The organism is Nonomuraea typhae, assembly GCF_009760925.1.
GTDB lineage: Bacteria > Actinomycetota > Actinomycetes > Streptosporangiales > Streptosporangiaceae > Nonomuraea > Nonomuraea typhae.
The window spans coordinates 237926-264537 of record NZ_VRLV01000012.1 but is presented as its reverse complement, the minus strand read 5'-3'; the positions used below and the strand labels follow the sequence as shown (position 1 = coordinate 264537).

Below are 26612 nucleotides of genomic sequence, written 5' to 3'. Positions count from 1 at the left end.
TCCTCCTTCAGCCGAGGCTGATCCGGTCGAGGTTCGGCCCGCCGCCCGCGGTGGTGGCGGTGGCCCTGATCGTGTTGGCGCCCGCGTTCAGCTGGACGGTGACCGTACGCGTCGTCCAGGTCGTCCAGGCGCCGGTCGGGTCGAAGGCCAGCTCACCGGCGGCGAGCGTGCCGTTGACCGCGAGGTCCATCGGCCGCCCGGCCGTGGTGCCGTTGGCGTAGCGCAGCGTGAGGGTGGCGGGTCCGGCGCTCGCCGCGTTCACGGTGAACTCCACGTAGGAGCCGGTCAGGTTGTCGTAGTTGACGAAGCCGGTGCCGGTGAAGCCCGCGTGGTTGGACTCCACGGCGCCCTGCGAGATCGTGGCGTCCTCGGCCTGGTAGTCGGCGGGCCCGGGGCCGGATGCCGCCTCGACGTCGAGGTAGTCCAGGTTGGGACCGCCGCCCGCGGTGGTGGCGGTGGCCCTGATCGTGTTGGCGCCCGCGTTCAGCGGCACGCTCAGCGTCCGGGTCGTCCAGTTCGTCCAGGCGCCGGTCGGGTCGAAGGCGAACTCGTCTGCCGCGAGCGTGCCGTTGACCGTGACGTCCATCGGCCGCCCGCTCGTGGTGCCGTTGACGAAGCCGAAGGTCAGCGTGGCGTTCCCGGCCTGGGCGGCGGTGACCGTCCACTCCACGTAGGGGCCGGCGGCGTTGTCGCCGTTGACGAAGCCGGTGCCGGAGTAGCCGGCGTGGTTGTTCTCCACCGCGCCCTGCGAGATCGTCGCGTTCTCCGCCTCGTGGCGGTTGCCGGGCGGCTCGCTCCCGCCGCCGGGGTAGGCGCCGCCGATCCACGCCTCGTCCACCCGCAGCCGGGCGATGCCGTGGCTGCCGGTCTTCTCCAGGCGCACGTGCCGGGCGGTCGTCGGCGGGATGTCGATGATCTGCACGCCCCGGTGGTTGGGCAGGGTGCCGGTCTTGACCGGGCTGCCCCAGGTGCTGCCGTCGTCGCTCACGTAGACGCGGTAGCCGCTGATGCGCGCGGAGTTCGACGCGGGGTACGTCGTGGAGTCCTCGCGCTGATTTATCCCGATATAGCGGACAGGCTTGGCCGAGCCCAGGTCGAAGCGCAACGACACCGTGCCCGCCGAGGTCGCGTCCCAGTACGTCAGGTAGTCGCCGTCACCGGCATGGGCCGCCGGATGCCCGCTCGCCGCGGCGGAGGCCGACAGTGTGACGCCCGTGTGGATGCCCTCCCGGCCCGCGGAGACGACCTTGAACACCGTGTCGTACTGGTCCCAGGCCGTGATCCCGCTCAGCGTGAGCGTCCCGCCGGCCTGGGTGAAGGACACCGGCGCCCCGGTCCGCAGGTTCACCACCGAACTGATCTTGTACCCGTTGTCCCGCAACGCCAGCGTGCTGCCGGACGGCCGGTTGATCACGTGGATGTAGTGCAGGCTGGGATTGGTCTTGCTGATCGTGGTCACGCCGTGGGCGCCGTTGTTCCAGAATCCCGGATCCAGCCCGCCGTACATGTACCCGCCGCCCTCGGTCCCGGACAGCGACTCCCAGACGGCGTCCAGATAGGTGGCGGCGAAGTTGTTGAAGCTCTCCTGGGCCGGAGGCATGCGCCCGGCCTTCATCGGCGTCTCGGCCATGAGCGCCTTGACCGACGAACCGGCGTTGGTGATCAGCCGGCCGAGCGTCAGCTTGTAGTCCACCGCCTGATCCGAGCCGCCGTACCACCACGGGCCGCTGGTCGGCAGCTTGAAGTCGGCCTCGATGAGCCGGGGCGCCGCCGTGTAGACCGCCTGCGGGTAGTCGTAGCTCGGCGTCATGCCGGTCTTCTGCTCGTTGCTGATCATGTCCATGATCGGGGTGTCTTCGTTGTTGTTCGACAGCGTCATGTCCGGCCGATCACGCCGGATGCGCTCGTAGAGCCCGTTGCGCTCCCAGTAGGCGTTGTCGTTGTCGATCCAGAACCCGGCCAGCTTCGGATAGCGGGCCATCTGCTCGACGAACAGGTCGTAGCTGAACTCGCCGAAGCCGTCGCGCGTGTGCAGGTCCACGCTGCGGCCCTTGTAGCTGGAGTACGCCGCCGAGTTCAGCCACGACTGGCCCGAGCCGAGCCCCTCGTTCCACCACTGCGGGTCGTCGGTCATGTAGTGGATGACCTTCAGCCCCTGCGCGTCCGCCGCGTCGATCAGCTCGCCGAGGAGGTCGCGGTTGGTACGGCAGGAGCCCGGGACGGCGCTCGGGTACGGCCGCGCGTACCCGAGCCGGGAGTGGAAGGTGGCCAGCACGATGTACTGGGTGTGCAGCTTCCTGGCCTCCTGGACCCAGTAGCCGGGGTTCCAGCCGCCGCCGGTGACCGCCGCCTCCCAGGCGCTGCAACTGGTGTGCTGGGGCGAGGTGCGCATGCCCCAGTGCAGGAACAGGCCGCCGACCGAGGAGCGCAGGAACGCCTGGCGGGGGTGTTGAAGCTCGGCGCCGGCCGGGGTGGCGGCCAGCGTGCCGAGGATGAGCATGAGGACGGCCAGCAGGGCCGTACGAGAGGCTCGGGACATTCGCGGCTCCTCTAGGGACCGGTCACGGCGAGGTGATCGAGGTTGGGCCCGCCGTTGGCGGTGGTGGAGGTGGCCCTGACGGTGTTCGCCCCGGCGTTGAGCTGGGCGCTCAGCGTCGCGTTCGCCCAGGTGGTCCAGGCGCCGGTGCCGGGGAAGTTCACCGTGACGGGCGCGCCGCCGTTGACCGAGACGGCCATCGGCCGGTTGACCGTGGTGCCGTTGGCGTGCCGGACGGCCAGCGTCGCCGTCCCCGCCTGGGCGGCGGTGACCGTCCACTCCACGTAGGGGCCGGCGGCGTTGTCGCCGTTGACGAAGCCGGTGCCGGTGAATCCGGCGTGGTTGGACTCCACCACGCCCTGCGCGATCGTGGCCTCCTCCGCCTCGTATCTGGTGCTGGGCGGAGCCGGGCCGTCGGACGGGGTGAAGGAGGGATCGCTGGAGATCGCCACCCGGTCCAGCCGGGCGCCGTCCTCGCGGTAGGCGAAGGTGACGGTGTGGGCGCCGGCGCTCAGGTCGTAGGTGACCGGGAGCTGGGCCCAGTGCCAGGACGCGCCGAGCGGGATGTTGTTCCAGCTCGTCCACGCGCCGCCGTCCGCGCGCACCCAGAAGGAGTCGTCGCTGGTCGTGGGCGCGATGACGCGGGCCCAGACCTTGAACGAGCCCGGGTCGGGCACGGTGAACGCCAGCGTGGCGTGGCCCGTGGCCGGCGCCGCCGACTGGCTGTTGTTGCCCGGCGCCACGCTCACGTAGGAGCCGCCGGAGGCCGCCGGGTCCGGCTGGACCTGCATCGGCGCGGTGACGGCCGCCTCGGCCTCGCCGTACAGGCTGACGGGGTTGCCCGGGACGGGGGTGGAGTTCGTGGCGCGCACCCGCAGCGCGCCGCCCGAGGTGTTGGCGCCGGTGACCGCGTAGCCCTGGATGCCGGACACGCCGACGTCGTAGGCGCTGCCGGAGCCGCGCTGGGCGGTGACGTCGAGGCGGATGTTCGAGCCGTCGTCGACGATGAAGGCGGGGCGGTTGTCGTTCTCGTCCACGCGTATCTCGCCCTTGATCGACAGGCCCTGGACGTGCCGGGACCAGATGCCGAACGCGGGGCGGGTGCCGTAGTCGCGCGGCGGGTAGGTGGTCGGGAACTCGGCGGGCACCCGGCTCGCGTCGGAGGCGGGGTGGCCGCCGGGGACGGTCAGCTTGACGCCGTCCAGGGTGATGCCGGGGCCGATGTCCACGGCGGGCAGGCCGGTGATCGTGCTGGTCAGCTCGGGTCCGCCGGTCGTGCCGGAGGGTTCCGGGGCGGTCAGGTTGGTGCCGGTGACGTTGGTGAGGGTGATGTCGCGGATGCGCCCGGCGGGTGGGGAGCCGGGGCAGCGCCGGCGTTCGCCGATCTTCATGAAGATGGGTGTCGTGGTCTTGGTCAGGCTGATGTTGGTGTAGCGGACGTCCTCGATGATCGCGCCGTCCATGGAGACCATGCCGATGCCCGCCTTGCCCGCGCCGAGCACGGTGATGTCGTCGAAGCGGATGTCGCGGAAGCTGCCGCAGGTCTCCGAACCGAACTGCATCGCGTTGTTCTCGTGGGAGTAGATCGTGGTGTTGCGCACGCGGACGTTCTGGCTGGTGTAGGTGTGGCCGAGCGCGAAGTCGCTCTTCAGCGCGACCGCGTCGTCGCTGGCCTCGATCCGGCTGTTCTGCAGCGTGACGTTCCAGCTGTTGATGAGGTTGATGCCGTCGCGCACGCCGTTCTCGGCGTAGACGGTCTTGAGGTTGTCGATCAGCACGTCGTGGCAGCCGTTGAGCAGCGCCATGAAGTGGCCGCCGCGGCGGATGGTGATGCCGGTCAGGCTGACGTTCGCGCACTCGATCAGCGCGATCGCCTTGTTGCCCGCGCCCGAGGGCGGCGAGTTGCTCGTGGACAGGTTGCCGTCGCCGTCGATCGTGCCGGCCCCGGCGAAGTGCACGTTGCTGACGTTCCTGCCGACGAACAGGGAGTTGTTGAAGTGGCTGTGGCCGAAGTCCTGGTAGTCGTCGTAGGGGTTGGACTCGGGCGCGTCCATGCCGCTGCCCGCCGCGCGCACGGTGGCGCCGGAGTCCAGGCGGATGGTGACGTTGCTCTTCAGGTGGATGGTGCGGGCGCGATAGTTGCCCGGCGGGAAGACGACGATGCCGCCGGGGGCGGCGCTGGCCGCGTTGACGGCCCGGTCGATGGCGTCGTCGTCGTTGGTGCTGCCGTTGCCGGTGGCTCCGTAGTCGCGCACGTTGAACTCGGCCGCACTCCGCGCCTCCGCCGTCGCCGGTACGGCGAGGCCGAGCAGAAGCGGCACGAGGGCGAGCAGGCCGCGCATCATTGCTGCACCTCGATGTAGTCCAGGTTGGGGTTGCCGTTGGCGGTGTTCGCGGTGATCCGGACGGTGTTGGCGCCGGCGTCGAGGGTGATGGGGACGGTGGCCGTGACCCAGGTGGTCCAGGCGCCGGTGCCGCCGAACGGCTGGGCGGCCACGACCGTGGCGCCGTTGACCGCGACGGTGGCCGGCCGGCCGGTCGTGGTGCCGTTGGCGTAGCGGATGCGCAGGGTGGCCGGTCCCGCGGTGCCGGTGACGGTCCATTCCACGTGGCTGCCGGCCACGTTGTCGCCGTTGACGAAGCCGGTGCCGGAGTGCCCGGCGTGGTTGTTCTCCACCACGCCCTGGGAGATGGCCGCGTTCTCCGCCTCGTAGCGGGTGCCGGTCGGCGGCGAGGTGTTGGAGATGTCGCGGCCGTTGTGGAAGACGTTGATCAGCTGGAGGTTGTCGACGTAGTTCGCGATGTTCGAGGAGTTGGTCATCGCGGTGAACGTGCTGTTGGAGATGGTGACGTTCTGGATGTGCCGGGCGCTGCGGCCGTCGATGTTGTAGGCCGCCCGGCCGCCGTTGATCGTCATGGCGTCGATGGTGAAGTTGCGGACCGTGGGCGGGATGCTGCCCGACGTCTCGTAGTTCATCGTGATGTAGACGGCGTCGCGTTCCAGGTTGCGGCCGGTGAAGCGGCGCAGGTGGATGTCCTCGACGAAGCCGCCGCGGTTGAAGCTGGTCTTGACGTAGAGGGCGTATTTGACCGGGTAGCGGCCGGGGAAGTCGGCGGCGTTACATGCGCAGTCCTCGGCGAAGACCTTGCGCACGCCGCCGGACATCTCGCTGCCGACCGTGATGCCGCCCCAGCGGCCGGAGAACCTGCAGTCGCGCACGACGATGTTCTGCGAGGGCCGGTTGACCCGGCGGCCGTCGCGGTCGCGGCCCGACTTGACCGGGATGCAGTCGTCGTTGGTGTTGAAGCGGCAGCCGTGGATGTACACGTCGGTGCACGAGTCCGGGTTGCAGCCGTCGCCCTGGGAGTTGGTGCTGTAGAAGGTGACGTTCCTGACCGTGACGTTGGTGCAGTAGACCGGGTGCAGGGTCCACATGGCCGGGTTGCGCAGGCTGAGGTTCTCCACCAGCACGTTCGTGCAGTTGTACAGACCGATCATGTTCGGGCGCAGCTTGGTCCCCGCGCCGAACACGCGCTGCTCCACCGGGTGGTCGCCGGCGCCCCAGTCGCGCAGCCGGTCGCGGTCGGCTCCGCCGCCGCCCCACGACGACCAGTCCCCCGCCGGGGCGTTGCCGTCGATCGTGCCGGTGCCGGTCAGCGCGATGTTCGTCTTGCCGTTGGCGTAGATGAAGGGCGAGTAGTTGTAGCACTCGATGCCCTCCCACCGGGTGAACACCGGCGGCAGGTACGAGCCCGGGTCGGTGCGGAACCGGATCGTGCCCTGGACGTGCAGCTCCACGTTCGACAGCAGGTGGATCTTCCCCGTGCGGAACGTGCCCGCGGGCACCAGCACCCGGCCGCCGCCCGCGGCGTTGCAGGCGGCGACGGCGTCGCGGAAGGCGGCGGTGCAGTCGGTGCTGCCGTTGCCCACGGCGCCGTAGGCGGTGATGTCGAAGACGCGGTCCGGGAAGGCGGGCGGCACGATTCTGGCCAGGATCGCCGGCACCTCGTCCCAGGGCGAGGCCGCCGCGGCCGCCGCAGCCGTCGCCTCCCGCGCGAAGGTTCCCGCCAGGACGGCGGCGGCGCTGGCCAGCGCGGCCGTCCGGAGGAACTCGCGCCTGGGTAACCGGTCGCTCATTGGGTCACCTCGATGTAGTCCAGGTTGGGGTTGCCGTTGGCGGTGTCGCCGGTGATCCGGATCGTGTTGGCCCCGGCGTTGAGCGTGATCTGCAGGGTGGCGGTCGCCCAGGTGCTCCAGGCGCCGGTGCCGGGGAACGACCGGCCCGCGGCGACCGTGGCGCCGTTGACGGTGATGGTCGCCGGGCGGTCGGCCGTGGTCCCGTTGGCGTAGCGCACCGCCAGGGTGGCCGCGCCGGCGGTGCCGCTGACGGTCCACTCGGTGTGGCATCCGGCGACGTTGTCGCTGTTGACGAAGCCGGTGCCGGAGTGCCCGGCGTGGTTGGACTCCACGACACCCTGGGAGATCGTGGCGTTCTCGGCCTCGTAGCGGGTGCTGCCGCCGCCGCTGCCGGGCACCGCCTTGTAGGACTTCAGGCCGGTCAGCAACAGGTGGCAGTTCTGCAGCGAGCCGGAGGTGTCACCCAAGGAGCGGTAGATGCCCCATTTGGGACGGACCCGGTCGCCGAGAAAGGTGTCCACACCGGTCCTGGTGGCGTCCACGACCGTGGCGCCGCCGCTGCGCACCACCCACCGCACCGCGCCGGACGAGCCCTCACCGATCTTCAGCTCGTAGTCGATGTCGATCCACTGGTTGTGCAGCGGCTCCAGGTTGGTCCGGCCCACGAGGATGTTCGGCTCGAAGACCTTGTGCTCGATGGTCTGCGCGCCGTTCACCCGGCGCAGCGAGGTGACGGTGATCGGCGCGCCGCCGGCGCCGGGCTTCTTCGTCTGGAAGATGTGGGTGAAGGTGGTCGTGGCCTTGAGCGTGGCCGGGATGAACATCGAGTACGTCACCCGCCACAGCTCCCCCTCCTTCCACTGCAGGAAGCCGCTGGGGGTGCGGTTGCCGGTGACCTCGTGGCGCTGGCGGTCGGTGCTGGTGTCGCGGTCGACCGTGTGCATGGTGAAGCGCCAGTTGTCGCCTTCGGGGAAGATGTGCGGCCGGGCGGAGGTGTGGGAGTCCGCGCGGTCGTCCTCGATGGTCTCCCAGGCGCGCATGCCGTCGCCGGTGGCCGTGGGCGACCACATGAGCTGCCAGGTGTGGCCCGGTGGCAGCAGGGTGGGCGCGGCCGGCGCGGGGCGGGCGGTGAGCAGCGGCGACGCGGCGGCGGCGCCGACGAGGAGGCCGAGCTGGCGGCGTGACAGTTCCATGACGTCCTATCCGAGATCGAGGTAGTCGAGGTTGGGGCCGCCGTTGGCGGTGGACGAGGTGGCCCGGACGGTGTTGGCGCCCGCGCGCAGGACCGCGCTGATCGTGATCGTCTGCCAGGCCGGCCAGGTGCCCGTCGAGGGGAAGCTCACGCTGACCGGCGCGCCGCCGTTGACCGAGACGTCCATCGGCCTGGCGGTCGCGGTGCCGTTGGCGAAGCGGAAGCTCAGGCTCCTGGTCCCGGCGGCGGGCGCGTCGACGGTCCACTCGACGTGGCTGCCGATCACGTTGTCCAGGTTCACGAAGCCCCTGCCGGAGAAGCCCGGATGGTTGGACTCCACCGCGCCCCGCGAGATGACGGCGTCCTCCGCCTCGTGGCGGCCGGGGGGCGACGGGGTGCCGGGCAGGCCCCATCGCGGGCCCGGCCTGGCGATCGGCGTCCGGTCGATGACCAGGGGCGGGCGGGCGCCGCCGTACAGCAGCACCTCGCGGTCCCTGTCCAGGGCGATCCGCACGGTGCCGCCGCCCAGGTCGGTGACCTGCGCCGGGGTGCCGTCGTCGAGCAGCGCGGTGAGGGCGCCGCTCAGGCCGTGGCGCACCGTGAGCGGCTCGCCGGCCAGGCTGCGCACCCGGATGAACCGGGTCGTCCCCGCCTGCCGTACCGCGGAGACCAGGAAGGCGCCCTGGGTGCGGAAGTCGTGCAGGGTGACGTCGGGCCAGGCGGACGGCACGGCGGGGAAGACCCGGAGCACGCCGCCCCAGCTCTGGCAGAGCATGTCGTGGACGCTCTGCGAGGCCGACAGCGGGGTCTCGATGACCGGGCCCGCCTCAGCGTAGTGGGTGTTGGCCCGGCAGGGGTAGGAGGTGGCCGGGTCGAAGAACTTCAGCAGGTAGCTCAGCGCGGTGTCGCCGCGGCCCATGCTCGCGTACATCGAGGCCGCGCCGGTGTAGCTGTAGCCGCGGTGCGCGCCGGGGACCGCGTGCCAGCGCGCGATCGAGCGCTCGATCAGGGTACGGCTGGCCGCCTGGTCCCAGTTGACCAGGTAGAGGGGGTAGATCATGAGCAGGTGGGAGTAGTGGCGGTGCGACTGGTTGTAGGGCGTGCTCGCGCCGATCATGTAGCCGTTGGCGTCCACGGGGTACGGCGTCAGGTTGGCCAGCGTGTTCTGCCAGGTCGCGCGGAGGGGGTCGGCGATGCCGAGCCTGGCCGCCGCCTCGATCAGCGTCTGGCAGCCCCAGCGGATGAGCGCGAGGTCGTAGGTGGTGTCCTTGGGCGGCACCACCGGGTACTCCGGCGACGAGGTGCTGGGCAGGTGCAGCTTGCCGTCGCCCTCGGTGCGCAGGAAGTGCAGGTAGTAGTTGATCGCCCGGCGCAGCAGCGGGAACAACGTCTCGCGCAGCAGCGTGTCGTCCATGGTGTGCCGGTAGGACAGCCACACGTTGTGCAGCGCCCAGGTCAGGTCCCCCACCTCGGCGCCGTTGCCCGGCGTGCCGACGCTCCTGGTGGCGAACATGTCGGAGCTGCGGCCCACGCCGCTGGAGTCGCTCCGGTAGGCGCTCGGCACGTTGGCGACGAGCTGCTGCCGGTTGCGGTCCAGGGTGGAGGTGACCGAGTCGAGCTCCAGGTGGTTGGCGCCGTGGATCAGCCAGTACTCGAGCTGCACGTTGAGGTTCCACCACACGCCCGGCCAGGGCGTCGGCTCCAGCCAGGGGCCGGTGGTGGCCATGACCGGCCCGCCGTACCGGGTGGCGCTGGCGATCTTGTAGAGCTGGATCCAGTGGAATGCCTGCAGCCGCTCGTCGGGGATGCTGACGAAGCTCTTGGGGTAGAAGGCGTGCCACCAGCTCCGGTGCGCGCTCCTCAGCGTCTCGTACGGCCCGGCGTTCTGGATCCTGCCGAGGGAGGCGGCCGCCGCGCCGGTGTTCGACGGGAAGCTGTGGGCGACGCTGAGCAGCAGGAGGCCGCCGCTCTGCCGGTAGGCGGTGGCGGTCTGGCCGCCCCCTGCCAGCGCCTGGAGGACCTGTTTGACCTCGCCCGTGGTCCTGGTGGTCCAGGCGGGGTTGCGGACGTAGCCGGAGGGCGGCGCCTCCGACGCCTCGCGGGGGCTGTTGGCCGCCTCGGGATGGAAGGTCCAGCGGACCTGCTCGGCGCCGGTGGCGGTGGCGTCGGCGACGAAGATCTCGTCGTGGATGAAGGCCGTGAAGGTGATCCGGCCGGCCGTCGTGGTGACGGTACCCGTGAGCTCGGCGTCCCACAGGCTCAGCCGCCAGTCCACGCCGGTGATGGTGCCGGCCGGGTCCAGGGTGAGGTGGCCGACGGGCAGGCGGCAGGTGCCGAAGCCGCTGCCGAACTGGGGGCGGTGGTCCTGGACGAGGCCGTGCTGGGTGGTGAAGCGGATCTTGTTGGCGCCGGGGTCCTTGTAGACCATGCTGCCGAGCAGGCCGTCGCCGAGGAAGGGGCCTTCGTGCCAGGCGGTGGGCAGGCGGGCCCAGAGGAGGTCCTGATTTTTCAGGAAATCTGCCCATTGGTCGGGGGTGGAGAGGCGGTTGTCCAGGTGCCAGGGCTCCTGTGCTGCCCTGGCCGCCGCCCGGCTCGCCCCGGCGCCCGCTTCCTGCGCCTGGTCCGCGGCTTCTGCCGCGCCAGGGAAGGCCGTGACCGCGAGTGTGCCGAACGCCCCGCCCAGCACGGTCCGCCGAGACCACGCCGTCACGCCCTCACCCTGCGGGCGCGGCGCCCCCTGCTGCCCCGGTTCCTCCCGGCTCACGCCGTCACCTCCAGGTAGTCGAGGTTCGGCCCGCCGCCGGCCGTCGTGGCGGTGGCCCTGACGGTGTTGGATCCGGCGCTGAGCTGGGCGGAGACGGTGGTGGTCTGCCAGGTGGTCCACGCGCCGGTGCCGTTGAACGCCTTGCCCGCCGCCACCGTCGCGCCGTTGACCGCGATGTCCATGGGGCGGTTGGCCGTGGTGCCGTTGGCGAAGCGGAACGCCAGCGTGGCCGTGCCGGTCGCGGCCGCCGTGACCGTGAACTCCACGTAGGAGCCGACGAGGTTGTCGTAGTTGACGAAGCCGGTCCCGGAGTGCCCGGCGTGGTTGGACTCGACCGCGCCCTGGGAGATCGTGGCGTTCTCGGCCTCGTAGCGCGTGCCCTGGGGCGGTGTGCCGTACAGGGTGCCGTTGATGCGGACGTTCCGCAGCTGGACGTTGTCGGCGTTGCTGATCTGCGGGGCCGGGGTGTCGATCGCGGTGAACGTGCTGTCGGCGATCGTCACGTTCTTGATCCGGCTGGCCGACGAGCCCGAGAGCTTGATGGCGAACGGGGAGTCGTCGATGTCCAGGTGCTCGACGGTGATGTTCTGGATGACGGGGTGCACGATCGGGCCGTGGCCGGGGCCGGTCAGGCTGTAGTTCATGTCGATGTAGAAGCCGCCGCGGTCGCAGGGTCCGCCGGTCAGGCCGCGCACGTGCACGCCGTCCACCACGCCGCCACGACGGTTGTTGGTCTTGAGGTAGAGGGCGTAGAAGGACTTGTAGCTGGAGCCAGGGAAGATCCGGTTGTTCTCGGCGAAGACGTTGCGGACGCCTCCGGACATCTCGCTGCCGACGGTGATCGCGCCCCAGCGGCCGTAGTACCTGTTGCCGCGGATGACGATGTTCTCCGACGGCACCCCGACGCGGCGGCCGTCGGTGTCGCGGCCCGACTTGATGACGGTGCCGTCGTCGCCGGTGTCGAAGGAGCAGTTCTCGATGAGGACGTCGGCGCAGCTCTCCGGGTCGACGCCGTCGACCATGGCGCCGCGGCTGTAGATCTTGATCCGTCTTACAGTGATATTTCTGGATAAAACGGGATGGACGGTCCACATCGCCGGGTTCCTGATGTCCAGGTCCTCGATGAGGATGTTCGTGCAGTTGTAGAGCTGGATCATGTTCGGCTTCAGGTAGTGGCCGTCGCCGAACTGACGCTGCGCCACCGGCACCCCGTCCACGGCCATCGCCTGCAGGCGCTGCCAGTCGGGGTCGCGCTGTCCGTCGAAGCCGAACCACGGGCCCGCCGCCGCGTTGCCGTCGATCGTGCCCGTCCCGGTCAGGGCGAGGTCGGTCTGGTCGCGGGCGTAGATGAACGGCGAGTAGTTGTAGCACTCGATGCCCTGCCAGCGCGTGTAGACGGTCGGCAGGTAGGAGGCGGCGTCGGATCGGAAGCGGATCGTGCCGCCCGCCGCCACGTGCAGGCGGACGCCGGACAGCAGGTGGATCGGGCCGGTGCGGAAGCGGCCCGTCCCGGGCACCAGCACGGTGCCGCCGCCGGCCGCGTTGCAGGCGGCGATCGCCTGCCGGAAGGCCGGAGTGCAGTCGGTGGTGTTGTCCGGCCTCGCGCCGTAGGAGGTGATGTCGAAGGTCCGGTCGGGGAAGGCCGGGGGGACGATCCTGGCCAGGATCCCGGGGACCTGGTCCCACGGGGACACAGCCCCCGCCGTGCCCGTGCCCGCCGTACCGTGGCCCGCCGTACCGGCGACGGCCGTGCGGGGCAGCAGGACCGCGCCGCCGCCCGCGATGCCCGCGACCTTGAAGAGGTCGCGCCGAGAAGGTGTCATCGATGCTCCGCTCGGGGGGGTGGCTCGCCCGGCGGCCAGGTGCCCAGGCCGCCGGGCGAGGGTGTTCGAGGAGGGATTACTGGATGGCCGAGCGTCGGATCACGTCCGGCTGGCCGTTGCCGTTGTTGTCGGAGTTCGTGGAACCGAACCAGATGGCGCTGGCCCCCGGAACCTTCTCGACCGCGCGCAGGCGGCCGTAGGTGCCGTTGAAGTAGCTGTTGACCGTGCTGACGTCCTCACCGTTGAGCACGATCCGCCACAGGCGCTGGCCGCGCAGCGCCGCCATGAAGACCGTGTTGTTGACGATGGCGATGCCGGACGGCGACGCCTCGCCCACGCCCCAGGTCCGCTTGGGGTTGGTCATGCCGGACACGCTGCAGGTGCCCTCGCACTGCGGCCAGCCGTAGTTCCGGCCGGACTGGATGAGATTGAGCTCGTCGCGCGAGGAGTTACCCAGCTCCGACGACCACAGGCGGCCGGCGGAGTCCCAGGCGATGCCCTGCGGGTTGCGGTGACCGTAGGAGTAGACGCGGCTGTTGAACGGGTTGCCCGGGGCCGCGGCGCCGGTCTTGGTGATGCGCAGGATCTTGCCGTTGAGCGAGTTGAGGTTCTGCGCGTGGCTGGTCTGCTGGGCGTCGCCGGTGGTGACGTACAGGTAGCCGTCAGGGCCGAACTTGAGCCGGCCGCCGTTGTGGTAGCGGTTCTTGGCGATGCCCTGCAGCAGTGAGGTGTAGCCGGACAGCGTGGTGCCGTTGAAGGTCATCTTCGCGACCCGGTTGCCCTCCGACGAGGTGTGCATGAAGAACACCTCCTGGTCCGAGGTGCCGTTCCAGGTCTTCGACATGGCCACGCCCATCAGGCCGCCCTCGCCGCCGGTGGTCTGGCTGTTGGGCACGGTGCCGACCTGCGTCTTGGTGCCGGAGGCGGTCACCTTGAACACCCGGAAGGTGTCGCGCTCGGTCACCAGGGCGAAGGAGCCGTCGGGCGCCCAGGAGATGTCCCACGGGATGTCCCAGCTTCCGGCGACCGTGGCGGGGGTCTGCGGCACGGTGCCGCAGCTTCCGGTGGTGAAGGAGTCGGAGGCGGGGCTCGCCGCCGACAGTTGCCCGGCGGTGTCACGCGCGACGACGTGCAGCTGGTAGGTCTTGTTGCACTCCAGCGGCACCTGGGCGGTGTTCGCGGGCGGCGTGCCGGTCACGGTGTGCAGCACGGTGTTGGCCGCGTCGCGGATCAGGTAGGCGCGCACGCCGTTGTCGTCGCTCGAGGCGGTCCACGTCAGCGTGGCCTGCGTCGGCTGTACGGCGGAGACCGCGGGCTTGCCCGGCGTCGTGGGCGGGTCGTCGGGCGGGGCGGGCTGCGTCCGGCAGGTCACCTCGGGGCTGCTGTCGGAGACGTTGCCCGAGGCGTCGCGGGCGAAGACGGAGATCGTGTAGGTGAAGTCGGCCTGCAGCCCGGTCAGCGTGTGCGGCGGGGCGGCCGCGGTGCCGATCTGGGTGCCGAGCTGGAAGATGTCGTAGCCGGCCACGCCGATGTTGTCGGTGGAGGGCGCCCAGTTCAGCCTGAGGCTGTTGTGGGTGATCTCGCTGCAGGACGGCTGCCCGGGTGCGGTCGGCTTCTCGGTGTCGCCGGGGCCGGTGACGTCCAGCTTGTCGAGGTTGGGGCCGCCGCTGGCGCCGCTCGACGTGGCACGGACCGTGTTGGCGCCCGCCCGGAGCGCGGCGTTGACGCTGACGGTCTGCCAGTTCGTCCACACGCTCGTGGAGGGGAAGGTCACGCTGACGGGCGCGCCGCCGTTGACCGAGACGTCCATCGGCCGGGCGGTGGTGGTGCCGTTGGCGAAGCGGAAGGACAGGCCCTGCGTGCCGGCCGTCGCGGCGCTGACGTTCCATTCGACGTAGCTGCCGGCCACGTTGTCGAGGTTGACGAAGCCGGAGCCGGTGTAGCCGGCGTGGTTGGACTCGACCACGCCCTGGACGATCGTGGCGCTCTCCGCCTGGTACTCGGTGCTCGGCGCGGCGACGTCCACGTCGAGGTAGTCCCAGTTGGGGTTGCCGCCGGTGGCCGAGGCGGTGGCGCGGATCTTGTTGGCGCCCGCCTGGAGCGGCGTGGTCAGCGTGACGGTCTGCCAGGTGGACCAGGCGCCCGTCGGGGCGAACTGCCGGTCGTCGGCGACGAGCGTGCCGTTGACGCTGATGTCGCTGGGCCGGTTGGAGGTGGTGCCGTTGGCGTAGCCGAAGGTCAGCGTGGCGGTGCCGGCGGCGGCCGCGTTGACGCTCCATTCGACGTACGGCCCGGCGACGTTCTCCCCGTTGACGAAGCCGGTGCCGGAGTAGCCGGCGTGGTTGGACTCGACGGCGCCCTGGACGATCGTGGCGCTCTCGGCCTCGTATCGGACAGGTGCGGCGGCGGTGGCGGCCTGGGCCGTGGCAGGGGTCAAGGCTATGAGCATCCCGGCCACGAGCACGACCCTGGATAAGTTCATGGTGCTCCTTGCGAATAGCGGCGGCGAAAGGTTGGAGCTTTTCCCCGTGTTCCCACAAAGAGTCACATCCGTCAACAGATGAGCGATCTTGGAGCGGTCCATTCTTTAGTAAGCCTTCCTAACCCAACGGCGCTAAAGATCCGATGACAGGTGCCTGCTCTGGACGGAACAACCGTTTGGTGATAGCTCTGAAGCAGATCTCTTCTGGCGAAAGATTGGATCTGTCTCCCGGGCCGTTCTAGCCTCCAGCTAGTCCGGGAGATCACCCGCCCCCCATCCGAGCCGTGACACATGGGATGTCTCACCGTGATGCTCAGGACCACCGCGGCTCTCGTGCTGGCCGCCCAGTTACTCCACGCACAACCGGCCACCGCGCAGGCGACGCTCCTCGAGGCGGAGAACGCGACGATCTCCCAGGGCGCCGTCGAGTCCAACCACCCCGGCTACACCGGCACCGGCTTCGTCAACTACGACAACCTCACCGGCTCCTACGTGGAGTGGACCGTCGAGTCCGCCGAAGCCCGCACCGTCGACCTCATCCTGCGCTACGCCAACGGCACCACGGCCAACCGGCCCATGAACGTGGCCGGCACCCTCGTCGACTTCCCCGGCACCGGCGCCTGGACCAACTGGCGCACCGCCCGCGTCACCGTCGCGCTCAACGCCGGCGCGAACCTCGTCCGGGCCACCGCCACCACCGCCGGCGGCGGCCCCAACGTGGACTCACTGACCGTGGCGGAGCCCGGCCAGACCGACTGGTCCGTCGCCGTCGTCGAATCCACCATGGCGCGCTACTCCCCCGCCCAGCTCGGCGGCTGGGGTTACACCCGCGGCCTGTACCTGTGGGGCCAGTACCTCGTCTGGCAGCGCACCGGCGACCCGCGGCACCTGCAGTACATCAAGGACTGGGCCGACCGCTTCGTCGACTCCTCCGGCGACATCTCCAGCAACTTCAGCAACCTCGACAGCATGCAGTCGGGCAACATCCTGCTCGCCCTCTACAAGGAGACCGGCCAGAGCCGCTACCGCACCGCCGCCGCCAAGATCCGCAACCGGCTCAACACCTACCCGCGCACCTCCGACGGCGGCTGGTGGCACTCCACCTCCGACTCCCGCCAGGGCCAGCTCTGGGCCGACGGCGTCTTCATGGTCGACCCCTTCGTGGCCCGCTACGGCGCGTGGGTCGCCGCCGACGCCTTCACCCGCACCGAACCGGCCAAGCAGCTGGAGATCTACTACAGCCACCTCAACCGGACCTCCGGCCCCGCCGCCGGGCTGCTCTACCACGCCTACGACCAGCCCGGCGGGCTCACCGCCTCCTGGGTCAAGCCGTCGCTAGGCAACACCAACGGCATCTCCTGGTGCCGGGCCATCGGCTGGTTCGGCATGGCCGCCATCGAGATCCTGGAGATCATCCCGGCCGACCACCCGCGCCGCGCCGCCCTGATCGCCATGCTGCGCAACCTCGTGCCCGCCTACGCCACCTGGCAGGATCCGGCGACCGGCCGATGGTTCCAGGTCGTCACCGAACGGGGCAACGCCGGCAACTGGACCGAGACGTCCTGCTCGGCCATGTACACCTACACGATCTCCCGCTCCGTCGAACGCGGCTACGTGGACCCCTCCTACAAGGTGTACGCCGACCGCGGCTACCAGGGCGTGCTCGCCAAGGTCTCCACCGGCTCCGACGGCCGCACCGACATCGTCGACATCAGCGAGGGCACCAACGTCGACGACGTCTTCAGCTACTACTTCAACCGGGCCCGGCCGGTCAACGACTTCCACGGCCTCGGCGCCTTCCTCATCATGAACGAGCAACTGCGCCGGACGACCTAGGCCGTGACCGCCTCCGGGCCGGGCCCGGAGGCGGTTCACCGTCAGCGGAAGGCGCCGAAGGCGACCGCGGTGGTCGAGGCGATCACGCTCGTCAGCACCACCAGGATCAGCACCGTGGCCAGCGGGTTCTTGCGGGGCGGCGGCGGCTTCTCCGCCCGCACGTAGCCGCGCCGGGTGCTGGGCGTCGGCTTCGGGGTGGGTTTCGGCGTCGGCTTGGTCTCCACCTCGACCGGCTGCGGCTGCGCCACCCGCACCGGCTCCCGGGTCGGCGTGGGCCGTACGGGGGGCGGCGTCGGCTCAGGGGTGGGCGGCGGCGTGGGCGCCGGGGTCGGCGTGGGTTCCGGGGTGGGTTCCGGCGTCGGTGTGGGTTCCGGCGAAGGCGCCGGTTCCGGTGGAGGCGGAGGTTCCGGGGACGGCGGCGGTTCCGGAGCGCACGTGCCCGGCTTCTCCGGGCACGCCGGCGCACAGCCCAGCCGTATGCTCAGCGGCCCCACGTCCAGGCAGACCGAAATGCCCACCGGGCCCACGCTCAGCCCGCCGTGGCCGTCTTCGCCGCTCCCGTCGCCGTGATCCTTCTCGTCGCGGGGCTGATCGCCTGCGCCGTGGAGCGCCGTGTCGTTCCGGCCGTCGCCGTCGAAGCCGTCCTGGCCGTCACCGCCACGGGCGGCCTCCTTCGCGCGGCCGTCATCGGGGGCGGCTTCTTTCACGCCGTCGTCATCGGCGGCGGCGGCGTCGTCCGGGGAGGACGCGGGATCGCCGCGATCGGGCTCGTCCCCGGCGGCCAGCGAGACCGGCTGCGCCGTACCGAGATCGAGGTCGAGGGCGGCCACGCCGGGCGCGGCGAGGCCCAGCGCGAGCAACAGGGCCACCCCGAGCAGCGGCCTGCGGGGCACGCGCACGGTCACACGCCCCCGGATATGCGGGCGAACTCCTGCAGGGCCACCCGGAACGCGTCGGGCTGGACGGCCAGCGGGCCGTCGAAGACGCGCATGATGTCCCAGCACAGGTAGACGCCGAAGCCGAGCATCCCGGCCATGGCCAGCAGCGGCACCAGCGACCACCCGCGCGGCCTGGCCCCTGCCAGCATCGGGAGGAGCACCACGATGACGCCGCTCAGCGCGGTGAGCACGAGCAGGCCGGGTGGCGGCGTGCTGCCGGCGTCCACGCCGCGCTGGGCGCGCGCGGCGGAGACGTCGCTGATGTGGCCGAGCACCTCGTTCTGCGTGTCGGCGGCGTCCTCGTCGTCGCCGGTGTCGATGGTCGCGACCTGGGTGCGCAGCGCGTCGACGCGCTCGGAGCCGACCGGGTCGAGGCGGCCCTGGGCCATGAGCGGCCACTCGGTGTCGACGACGAAGGTGAGGTAGTCGCGCAGCCCGGTGCGGACGGCGTCGCGGCTGTCGGCGGGCAGGTCGCCGGCCGCCCAGTACGCCTCGACGGCCGCCTGGCTCTCGTCCTGGGTGTTCTGGCGGGCGGAGTCGGCCATGGTCCAGGGGACGATGATCGCGATCGCGAAGGCCAGCAGGAACAGGGCCGAGAGCATGGCGCCGGCGTGCGCCACCGAGGGCCCGCCGGGGTCGGTGTCCTCGCTCCCCTTGCCGATCTTCCTGAACGCGAGGGCCGCGAGCGCCACCACGCCGATCGCCGCCGCCACCGCGAACACGTAAGCCACCATCCAGAACTCCAAAGATCGTGATTACTGGGTTGATTACTATGCGTCACGTAGCTATCACAGAGCGCTGCGAGGCGTCCGACGATCTCGCGGACTGGCCGGACCCGGCCACATCACAATCCCGACATCACCGACCTTTCGGTCAGGGCCAAAAGCGGGTGCAACCGCGCCGCATTCTGTGCCAGGCTCGAACGAGAGAGGGCGGGAGGGGTGTGAACAGCAACGAGCTGGAGGCCCGCATGCGGGCCGGAGAGTTCTTTCACGATCTTCGGCTGCTCCCCGGCGCCTGGGCAATCGTGCGCGTCGACGGCCGCGGCTTCTCCCGCTACACCGAGCAGCGCTACGGCAAGCCGTTCGACGAGCGGTTCTCGGCGCTGATGACCGGCACCGCCCGGGCCCTGCTGGAGGAACTCGGCGGACGCTACGCCTACACCGAGAGCGACGAGGTCTCGGTGGTGCTGGCGCCGTCGTTCGCGATGTTCGGCCGGGAGCTGGAGAAGCTGGTGTCGATCTCGGCGGCCGTCGCCTCCTCGACGTTCACCCACGCGGCGGGCGAGCCGGTGCAGTTCGACAGCCGGGTCTGGCTCGGCGCGGGCGTCGAGGACGTGGTCGACTACCTGTCCTGGCGCCAGGCCGACGCGGCGCGCTGCGCGCTCAACGGCTGGTGTTACTGGACGCTGCGCGGCAACGGCAGCACCCAGCGCGAAGCCGGCCGGGCGCTCGACCGCACCGGCGTGGCCGGCAAGAACGAGTTGCTGTACCGCCACGGCGTGAACTTCAACGAGCTGCCCGCCTGGCAGCGCCGGGGCGTCGGCCTGTGGTGGGAGAACCACGAGCACCCCGGCCACGACCCGATCCGCGGCGTCGACGTCGTCGCCCGGCGCCGCCGCGTGCGCGTCGAGCGCGACCTGCCCATGAAGGACGACTACCGGCGGCTCGTGAAGCGGCTGCTGGACGAAACGAGGACATGACCTTGCAGGACCCGCCCACCGACATCCGCCTCGACGACCTCATCACCGCCCTGCGCACCCACTGGGACCTGCCGATCCGGGAGCTGACGCACGCCCCGCTCGGCTTCGGCGACCATCACTGGACGGCCGGCGGCCGCTGGTTCGTCACCGCCGCCCGCCCCGCCCGCTCCTTCGACGCGCTGCGCGCCGCGCTGGAGACCGCGGCCGGGCTGGAGCACGACTTCGTGGTCCGCCCGATCCCCTCCCGCGCGGGCACACCGCTGGTCCCCTTCGGCCCGCACTACGCGCTGTCGATCTTTCCGCTGGTCGAGGGTACGGCGGGCCATTTCGGCCAGGAGACGGCCGAGTCCGACCGGAAGGCGATGGCCGCCCTGCTGGCCGGTCTCCACGGCAGCGCGCCCGGCCCCGGCGCGCCGGTCTTCGACCCCGCGCTGAGCGGGCGGGCCGAGCTGGAGGCGGCCCTGGACGACCTCGGCCGCCCCTGGAGCGGCGGCCCGTACGCGGAGCCGGCCCGCCTGCACCTGGCCCGCCACGGTAGCCAGGCGCTGAAGGAGGTGCTGGCCCGCTTCGACGCCGACGCGGCCGAGTACGGCACCGGCACCGTGCTCACCCACGGCGAGCCGCACCCGGGCAACGTGCTGCGCTCGGGTGACCGGCGGCTGCTGGTCGACTGGGACACCGTGGCGCTGGCGCCGCCGGAGCGCGACCTCTGGCTGGCGCTGGGCGACAGCCGTACGGCGTGGGCGGCCTACACGGCGGCGACCGGTCACGATGTGTCGGAAAACGCCATGCAGTTCTTCCATCGGCGGTGGCTGCTGGACGACCTTTCCATCTACGTCCAGGACTTCCGGGCGCCGCATGAGGACAGCGCCGACGTGCGGACGGCGTGGGCGGGCTTCACCGAGTCGGTGGACGTCCTCGCTCGCTGACGGCCGCGTGGGGGCGCCCCGGCGCGCAGCCGAGCGCCTTCCACGCGGGGAACGTGTCCCCGGAGACGTCGGCCGGGGACACGCCGCCGACGTCCAGCAGCGTGTACGGCAGGGCGCGCCGGATCTCCGCCGGCGGCAGGCCGCGTCCCCTGTCCTCCGCCGCCCGCAGGCGTAGCAGCGGTCCCCGGCGGCACGTGCCGCGGGTGGCGGCGGCGACCGGCTCGGTCACGCCGCCGGTCAGCCGGAGCGCCCGCCAGCGCGGCGCGCGCCCGGACAGGGGGGCGGCCCACATCTCGCGTGTCCACGGCGGCGCCAGGTAGCGGGTGCCGGTGAGTTTGAGTGGACCGGCTCCGGCGCCCGGGGCAGGCGTCACCCGCAGCTCCTCCCGGCCGCCGGCCACGGTGAAGCGGGCCACCTGGTCGTGGCGGCGCAGGATGACGATCACGGCGTCGTCGACCCGTCCGGCGAAGATCAGCTGGACCCGGCCGCCGCCCCAGGCCGCAGCGGCCCGCCGTACCAGCTGGGTGTCGTCCGTGCGCGAGCCGCGCGGCGGCCAGGAGGCGAGCGTCGGGCCGGCGCCCGTGCGCCAGGCGTCCGGGGCGGCCCGCGTGACCTCCGGCTCGCGAAGCTCGTGCGGCGCGGCGCCGGCCGGGCGCGCGAGGTCGGGGCGGGGCCAGGCGGCGGCCGCCGCGCAGGCCGCGAGCACGAGGGTGAGGGCCAGCCGCAGGCGGCGCACCGGCCGGGCGTACAGGCGGGCCACGGTGGGGTCGAGGCTCAGGGTGACGTCGCGCGGCAGGGTCTCGGCCTCGGCCAGCGCGCCCGCCGGATCGGGTACGCGGGCGCCGGCCAGGATGCCGGTGACCTCCTCCGGCGGGCGCCCCTCGACGGCGAGCAGGCAGTAGGCGGCCCGGCCGGCCGCGGTGAGGGAGTTGAGGGCGCGCAGCAGGCCGAGGTCGGACGGGCTGACGGCGGCGGGAACGGCCTCCAGGGGTCCCCGCGGCCACGGGAGCGCGCGCCCGCGCAGCACGCGGCGCAGGAAGATCTGGCGCAGGCGGCGCTCGTCCTGCCTGCCGTGGCGGGAGACGACGGCGGCGGCCAGCCGGTGAGCGCGGGCCAGCCGCCGGTCCTCGCCGTTCGTGGCGGGCAGCGCCAGGTAACCGAGCGTGACGAGGTCGCGGTAGGGCTTGGCGAGGATCCGGTTCCCCCGTATCGACCGGCGCATCGCGTTCTCACCTTCCGTGCCCGGATGCCTGCATATCGTGACTAGGAAGGTACGGCAGGCATCGCCGCCGCGAGGGCGATATGGGGAAATGCGGTAACGCTGAATGTTTAATCAGCCGGTGTGGCCACACCCCGGTGACCTGCGCCGACATACCACCACCTTTAACTTTCAAGCCGTATTTATCAGGGAATTGGCTGATGCGCCGGGTGAGGGCGTTGTTGTCAGGACCGCGGCGGGTGGACGGTACACGGCGAACCACCCCCCAGCCGCACCAAGGAGAACCCTCCATGAGGCACCGCTTATCCACCGTCCTCGGAGTCATCGTCCTGGCCGCCGCCTCGCTGGGCGCGGCGCCCGCCACCGCCGCGCCCGGCCTCGACCAGGCCGTCGTCCAGCTCATGACCGCACGCAGCCAGGCCGACGGCTCCAAGCTGGCCGCCGCCGGCGCCGGTACCGAGGTCAACGTGCAGCGCAGCAGCCCGCGCGGCGACTGGGCCTTCGGCTCGTCGGTCATCAAGGCGCCCAATGTCGAGGGCGCCTACCCCGAGGGCTGGCTGTTCCTCGCCCAGCGCACCGCGACCGGATGGACGGCCGCGCTCGACGGCACGCCGGAGTTCGCCGAGCTGGCCGCCCGCGCACCCGCCGCCGTCCTCGGCACCGGCGAGAAGCAGACCTTCGCCGCCAACGCCAAGGCGGCCGCCGCCCGCACGGCCGCCGCTCAGGCCGCACCCACCGGCCTGTCCCTGCCCTACCCGGTCGGCAACCAGTGGAAGATCATCGGCGGCCCGCACGGCTGGTCCGGCCAGCCGCGGCCGTGGAGCTCGATCGACCTCGACAGCCGCGCCGCCGATCGCAGCGTGCTGGCCGCCCAGTCGGGCCGCGCCTACTGGGTCTGCTCCAACGGCGGCCACATCCGCATCATTCACGACAACGGATGGACGACCGAGTACTACCACCTGCTCAACGAGATCCGCCCCAACGGAACCCCCGTCCGGATGGGCGACTACCTCGGGCTGACCAGCACCCGCATCCCGTGCGGCGGCTCGGCGGGCAGCAACCACGTGCACTTCGCGCTCAAGAGCGGCTCCTCCTGGGTGCCGCTGGCGGACAAGACCATCGGCGGCTGGACCTACTTCGAGGGCTCCAGCGCGTACGGCGGCGGCGCCCGCCGGGGCGGCACCACCCGCTACGTCGGCGACTGGATCCAGAACTACGGCCCCGAGACCGGCGGCCGCACGTTCGAGAACACCGACAACCACGACGTCGCCGACCTCGGCCAGGCCGAGTCCTCGATCACGGTCGGCGGCGTGCCCGGCAACGCGCCCGCGAACCTCGGCGTCTACGCCGACGTGCACCACGGCTGGCGCGGCGACCTGCAGCTCGACCTGGTCGGGCCCACGGGCACGGTGTACCGGCTGCGCGACCCGGCCCCCTCCGACGACGGGACGATCATCCACGAGACCTACACCGTCAACGCCTCCGCCTCCCCCGCGAACGGCACCTGGCGCCTGCGCGTAAGGGACGTGGACACCAATCACTCCGGCTATATCGACGCATGGAGCCTGACTTTCTGACACATGCGCTGTAAATTCGGGCTGATCACTCCTGAAACAGGAGAGGTTTCCCGATGGAACAACCCTTCGACCGCCTCCTCCGCGACGCCATCACCGCCCGCGGACTCAGCCTGGAACGCCTGCACGCCCGCTTATCCCAGCGCGGCATCAAGGTCAGCCTGGCCAGCCTCAGCAACTGGCAGCGCGGAAAATGCCGCCCGGAGCGATCACAGTCGCTCCGGGCGCTTCACGCGCTGGAGGAGATCCTGTCGCTGCCCGGCGACACGCTCATCGCCAGCCTGGGACCGCCGCGGCCGAGAGGACGCTGGGTGAGCCACGTTCCGGGGGCGGTGCCGTACCGCGATCTGTGTCCCGAGGCGGGCAGCCTGCAGCGGCTGCTGGCCGAGATCAAGAACGCCACGGACGGCCAGCTCTCGGTGCTCAGCTACCACGACCACTTCACCATCGGGGCCGAGCGGGACGAGCGCGCGGTCCGCACCCGCGCCGTCTTCCAGGCCAGGGTCGACGGCGTGGACCGGCACGTCGCCATCCACTACAACGAGCGCTCGCGGCTGCCCGAGGAGCAGTCCACGGGCTTCTGCCGGCCGGGGCGCGTCAAGAAGGACGAGGCGGCCGGGCTGACCGCGCTGGAGCTGCTGTTCGACCGGCCGTTACGGACCGGTGAGACGTACGTCGTGGAGTACGAGTTCCGCTATCGCGGGCGTGGCCCGGAGAGCACGTTCTACAACCGCTGGTTCCGATTCCCCGCGCACGCCTACCTGCTGACCGTGCAGTTCGCCCCGGGCATCACCCCGGTGCGCTGCTTCCGCACGCTGCAGCCGACCACCGCCACCCCGCCGGCCGACGTGGCCGAGTTACGGTTGAGCTGGGACGCCGCCCACATCGCCGACACCGAGCTGCGCCCCGGCGTGCACGGCATCCGCTGGGAGTGGGCCTAGCCGCGCGCGGCCGCGATCGCGCCCCGGTAGGCGCCGATCAGACCGGCCAGGATGACCAGGTCGAAGGCCATCTGGACGGTGACGAGCGCCCGGGCCACCTGCCCGGTGGCGTGCACGTCCCCGAAGCCCACGGTGGCGATCGTGGCGACGGTGAAGTAGAGGGCGTCCGTCTTGGTGGCCAGCCCCTCGAACTGGCCGGGGTCGATCGTCTCCACCATCAGGTAGCCGAGGGCGAAGAACGTCGTCACCACGTACATCAGCAGCAGGAGCGTGCGCAGCCTGGCCTGGTGGTCCCGGTGCGCGATCGCGATCGTGTGCCGGCCGAACGCCCACACCAGCACCAGCACCCCGGCCAGGAACAACGCCGTCGCCCCCCACAACCGCGTCAGGCTCGACCCGTCGCCCAGGGGAACGACATAGTAAAGTCCCACGAGTCCGGTCATGACGGCCAGGTGCCGGAGCGGCGTCAGCGATCGTGCGGCCATGACTCACTGTGACCGCACCCGGTGCCCGGCTTCGGGTGGGACACGCCGGGGTAGTGGGAAATCGTGAAGGTGCTCCTGCTCTCGATGGGCAGCCGGGGGGACGTGCAACCGTTCGTCGCGCTCGCCCGTGGCCTGCTGTCGGCCGGTCACGCGCCCGTCGTCGCGGGCCCGCGCCGCTTCGCCGAGCTGGCCGCGCCGTACGAGATCCCGTTCGTGCCGCTGGCCGACGAGATGCTCGATCTCCAGGACCAGATCAAGGGCAAGGGGGCGGGCGCGGCCATCACCGCGGCCCGCTCGGTCAAGCCGATGGTGCGCCACGTGCTGGACGAGGAGACGGGCCTCCTGGACCTGTCCCCCGACGTGATCGTCTACCACCCCAAGGCGCTCGGCGGGCCGTACCTGGCGGAGAAGGCCGGGGTGCCGTCGCTGGCCGGGCTGCTGCTGCCGTTGTACCTGCCGACCGCCGCCTTTCCCTCCCCCATCCTGCCGGTACGGCTGCCGCCCGCCGTCAACCGGGCGACGTGGAAGGTCGCGGCGGCCATCGAGGCGCCCTACCGGTCGGTGGTGCGGACCTGGCGGACCGAGGCGCTGGGCCTGGGCGAGGGGTTCCGTCCCGCCGCCGAGCTCATCGCCGCAGGCCCGGTGCTCCACGCCTGGAGCCCTCACCTCCTGCCCGCGCCCCCCGACTGGCCCGCCTGGGCGGCGCCGGTCGGATTCTGGACCCTGCCCGCCGCCACCGGGTGGCGGCCCGATCCCGCGCTGGCGGCGTTCCTGGAGGCCGGGGAGCCGCCGGTGTACGCCGGGTTCGGGAGCATGGTCGGGCGCGACCCGCAGGGGCTGGCCGCGGCCATCGTCGAGGGAGCGCGCCACGCCGGGCGCCGGGTGATCATGGCGACCGGCTGGGGCGGCCTGGACGCCGGGCCTTCCGGGCCTTCCATGGTTTCCGGGGCTTCCGGGACTTCCGGACCTTCCGTGGCTTCCGGGGGTGACGTGCTCGTCGTCAGGGAGGCGCCGCACGACTGGCTGCTGCCGCGCGTGGCGGTCGCGCTGCACCACGGCGGCGTCGGCACGGTCGCGGCGGCCCTGCGGGCCGGCGTCCCTCAGGTGATCCGCCCGTTCCTGGGCGACCAGCCCTTCTGGGCCGAGCGCCTGCACCGCCTCGGCGTCGCCGCGCCCCCGCTGCGCGGCCACCAGACGGGGGCGTCCGTCGCGGCCGCCCTCGAGAGCGCGCTGGGCCTGTCCGATACGGCTGCCGCCGTGGCCGCCGGCCTCGCCGCCGAGGACGGCGTCACCACGGCCGTCCGCCGCATCGAGGCGCACCTGGCCTGATCACTCCTTGCGCAGCGCGGCCCGCCCCTCGGCGGCGCCGACGAAGCGCATCTTGCCCAGCGGCACGTCGGCCGGGCTCGGGTCGGGGGCCGGGCGGCGCTGCTGGCGCGGATGGTCGCTGGGCAGCACGTAGGGCCGTTTGAGCACCTCGTCGAGGATGAAGACGGTCTCGGTGGCCTTGACCGCGGGAATTCCGGCCAGCCGTTCGGTGACCATGGCGTGGACCTCGGCCACGTCCGACACCCGGATCTGGATCATGGCGTCGTGCTGGCCGGTGGTGATGGCGCAGTACTCCACCTCCGGCATCCTGGCCAGCTCCGCGCGGAACTGGCGCCACATCTGCTGACGCACGGTCACGAAGATGAGCGCGGTGATGCCGAGCCCGGCGCGCACGTGGTCGATCTCCGCGGTGAAGCGCTTGATGGTCCCGTCGGCGCGCAACGCCTCGAAGCGCGTGTAGGCGTTGGCCCGCGAGATGCCCACCCGTTCGGCCAGGGCCGCGACGGAAATCCGGCCGTTCTCCCGCAGGACGTCGAGGATCTTGAAATGGACGGCGTCCAGCTCGAGCCCGATGCCGATCCGTCCAGACCTCGGTCCGCTCTCTCCACCTTCTCTGGACATTTCCCTCATGGTCCGCACTCTCCTCGGCCCAACCGTCTCACTGCATTGACACGAGCTGGACATTTTGCCCGACAATCCACCACAACTTTCTCAGAACATCTCT

At 71.4% G+C, this 26612-nt stretch carries 18 protein-coding genes; 6 read left to right on the top strand and 12 right to left on the bottom strand.

Going from position 1 to position 26612, the window contains the following annotated elements:
- Positions 1-7 precede the first annotated feature (7 nt).
- From FVE25_RS37610 to FVE25_RS37580, 7 genes are all read right to left on the bottom strand, one after another.
- The gene (locus FVE25_RS37610; RefSeq protein ID WP_157252231.1) at positions 8-2539 is read right to left on the bottom strand and encodes a CBM35 domain-containing protein; all 2532 of its coding nucleotides are present in this window, start codon (positions 2537-2539) and stop codon (positions 8-10) included.
- 11 nt (positions 2540-2550) lie between these two features.
- Positions 2551-4881: a glycosyl hydrolase family 28 protein gene (locus FVE25_RS37605; protein ID WP_157252230.1), complete on the bottom strand. Its 2331-nt coding sequence runs from the start codon at positions 4879-4881 to the stop codon at positions 2551-2553.
- Positions 4878-6674: a glycosyl hydrolase family 28 protein gene (locus FVE25_RS37600; protein ID WP_157252229.1), complete on the bottom strand. Its 1797-nt coding sequence runs from the start codon at positions 6672-6674 to the stop codon at positions 4878-4880. The genes FVE25_RS37605 and FVE25_RS37600 overlap by 4 nt, the downstream gene beginning before the upstream one ends.
- Positions 6671-7867, bottom strand: coding sequence for a CBM35 domain-containing protein (locus tag FVE25_RS37595; protein WP_246268040.1), 1197 nt, complete (start codon positions 7865-7867; stop codon positions 6671-6673). The genes FVE25_RS37600 and FVE25_RS37595 overlap by 4 nt, the downstream gene beginning before the upstream one ends.
- A 6-nt stretch (positions 7868-7873) precedes the next feature.
- Positions 7874-10630 carry a glycosyl hydrolase family 95 catalytic domain-containing protein gene (locus FVE25_RS37590; protein WP_157252228.1) on the bottom strand — a complete coding sequence of 919 codons (2757 nt, stop codon included), beginning with the start codon at positions 10628-10630 and terminating at the stop codon, positions 7874-7876.
- The gene (locus FVE25_RS37585) at positions 10627-12453 is read right to left on the bottom strand and encodes a glycosyl hydrolase family 28 protein (RefSeq protein ID WP_157252227.1); all 1827 of its coding nucleotides are present in this window, start codon (positions 12451-12453) and stop codon (positions 10627-10629) included. The genes FVE25_RS37590 and FVE25_RS37585 overlap by 4 nt, the downstream gene beginning before the upstream one ends.
- Before the next feature lie 76 nt (positions 12454-12529).
- Positions 12530-14935 carry a PQQ-dependent sugar dehydrogenase gene (locus FVE25_RS37580; protein WP_219825816.1) on the bottom strand — a complete coding sequence of 802 codons (2406 nt, stop codon included), beginning with the start codon at positions 14933-14935 and terminating at the stop codon, positions 12530-12532.
- Between the two features lie 309 nt (positions 14936-15244).
- Here FVE25_RS37580 and FVE25_RS37575 point away from each other — a divergent pair, with 309 nt between their 5' ends.
- Complete coding sequence (locus FVE25_RS37575) at positions 15245-16771, top strand: glycoside hydrolase family 88 protein (RefSeq protein ID WP_246268058.1); 1527 nt, start codon at positions 15245-15247, stop codon at positions 16769-16771.
- Between the two features lie 41 nt (positions 16772-16812).
- On the opposite strand, the gene FVE25_RS37570 is transcribed toward FVE25_RS37575, so the two are convergent.
- Positions 16813-17676 carry a hypothetical protein gene (locus FVE25_RS37570; RefSeq protein ID WP_157252226.1) on the bottom strand — a complete coding sequence of 288 codons (864 nt, stop codon included), beginning with the start codon at positions 17674-17676 and terminating at the stop codon, positions 16813-16815.
- The gene (locus FVE25_RS37565) at positions 17673-18443 is read right to left on the bottom strand and encodes a bestrophin-like domain (protein ID WP_157252225.1); all 771 of its coding nucleotides are present in this window, start codon (positions 18441-18443) and stop codon (positions 17673-17675) included. Before FVE25_RS37565 ends, FVE25_RS37570 begins: the two co-directional genes overlap by 4 nt.
- Before the next feature lie 209 nt (positions 18444-18652).
- Here FVE25_RS37565 and FVE25_RS37560 point away from each other — a divergent pair, with 209 nt between their 5' ends.
- Positions 18653-19411: a tRNA(His) guanylyltransferase Thg1 family protein gene (locus tag FVE25_RS37560; protein WP_157252224.1), complete on the top strand. Its 759-nt coding sequence runs from the start codon at positions 18653-18655 to the stop codon at positions 19409-19411.
- The gene (locus FVE25_RS37555; RefSeq protein WP_157252223.1) at positions 19408-20340 is read left to right on the top strand and encodes a phosphotransferase enzyme family protein; all 933 of its coding nucleotides are present in this window, start codon (positions 19408-19410) and stop codon (positions 20338-20340) included. Before FVE25_RS37560 ends, FVE25_RS37555 begins: the two co-directional genes overlap by 4 nt.
- On the opposite strand, the gene FVE25_RS37550 is transcribed toward FVE25_RS37555, so the two are convergent.
- Positions 20309-21562 (bottom strand): hypothetical protein, encoded by a 1254-nt coding sequence (locus FVE25_RS37550; RefSeq protein WP_157252222.1) that lies wholly within the window; start codon positions 21560-21562, stop codon positions 20309-20311. The genes FVE25_RS37555 and FVE25_RS37550 overlap by 32 nt on opposite strands.
- 287 nt (positions 21563-21849) lie before the next feature.
- Here FVE25_RS37550 and FVE25_RS37545 point away from each other — a divergent pair, with 287 nt between their 5' ends.
- Both FVE25_RS37545 and FVE25_RS37540 read left to right on the top strand, forming a co-directional pair.
- Entirely contained in the window at positions 21850-23136 is a 1287-nt protein-coding gene (locus FVE25_RS37545) for a proprotein convertase P-domain-containing protein (RefSeq protein ID WP_181019844.1), read from the top strand.
- A 53-nt stretch (positions 23137-23189) separates the two neighbouring features.
- Positions 23190-24074 (top strand): hypothetical protein, encoded by an 885-nt coding sequence (locus FVE25_RS37540; protein WP_157252220.1) that lies wholly within the window; start codon positions 23190-23192, stop codon positions 24072-24074.
- Here the strand turns inward: FVE25_RS37540 and FVE25_RS37535 are convergent.
- Positions 24071-24559 (bottom strand): ion channel, encoded by a 489-nt coding sequence (locus tag FVE25_RS37535; protein WP_219825814.1) that lies wholly within the window; start codon positions 24557-24559, stop codon positions 24071-24073. The two genes, FVE25_RS37540 and FVE25_RS37535, sit on opposite strands and share 4 nt — an antisense overlap.
- Before the next feature lie 63 nt (positions 24560-24622).
- Between FVE25_RS37535 and FVE25_RS37530 the strand changes: the two genes are divergently transcribed.
- Positions 24623-25888: a glycosyltransferase gene (locus tag FVE25_RS37530; protein WP_219825813.1), complete on the top strand. Its 1266-nt coding sequence runs from the start codon at positions 24623-24625 to the stop codon at positions 25886-25888.
- Here FVE25_RS37530 and FVE25_RS37525 read toward each other — a convergent pair whose 3' ends face one another.
- Positions 25889-26509, bottom strand: a complete 621-nt coding sequence (locus FVE25_RS37525) for an Lrp/AsnC family transcriptional regulator (RefSeq protein WP_246268038.1) — start codon at positions 26507-26509, stop codon at positions 25889-25891.
- Positions 26510-26612 lie beyond the last annotated feature (103 nt).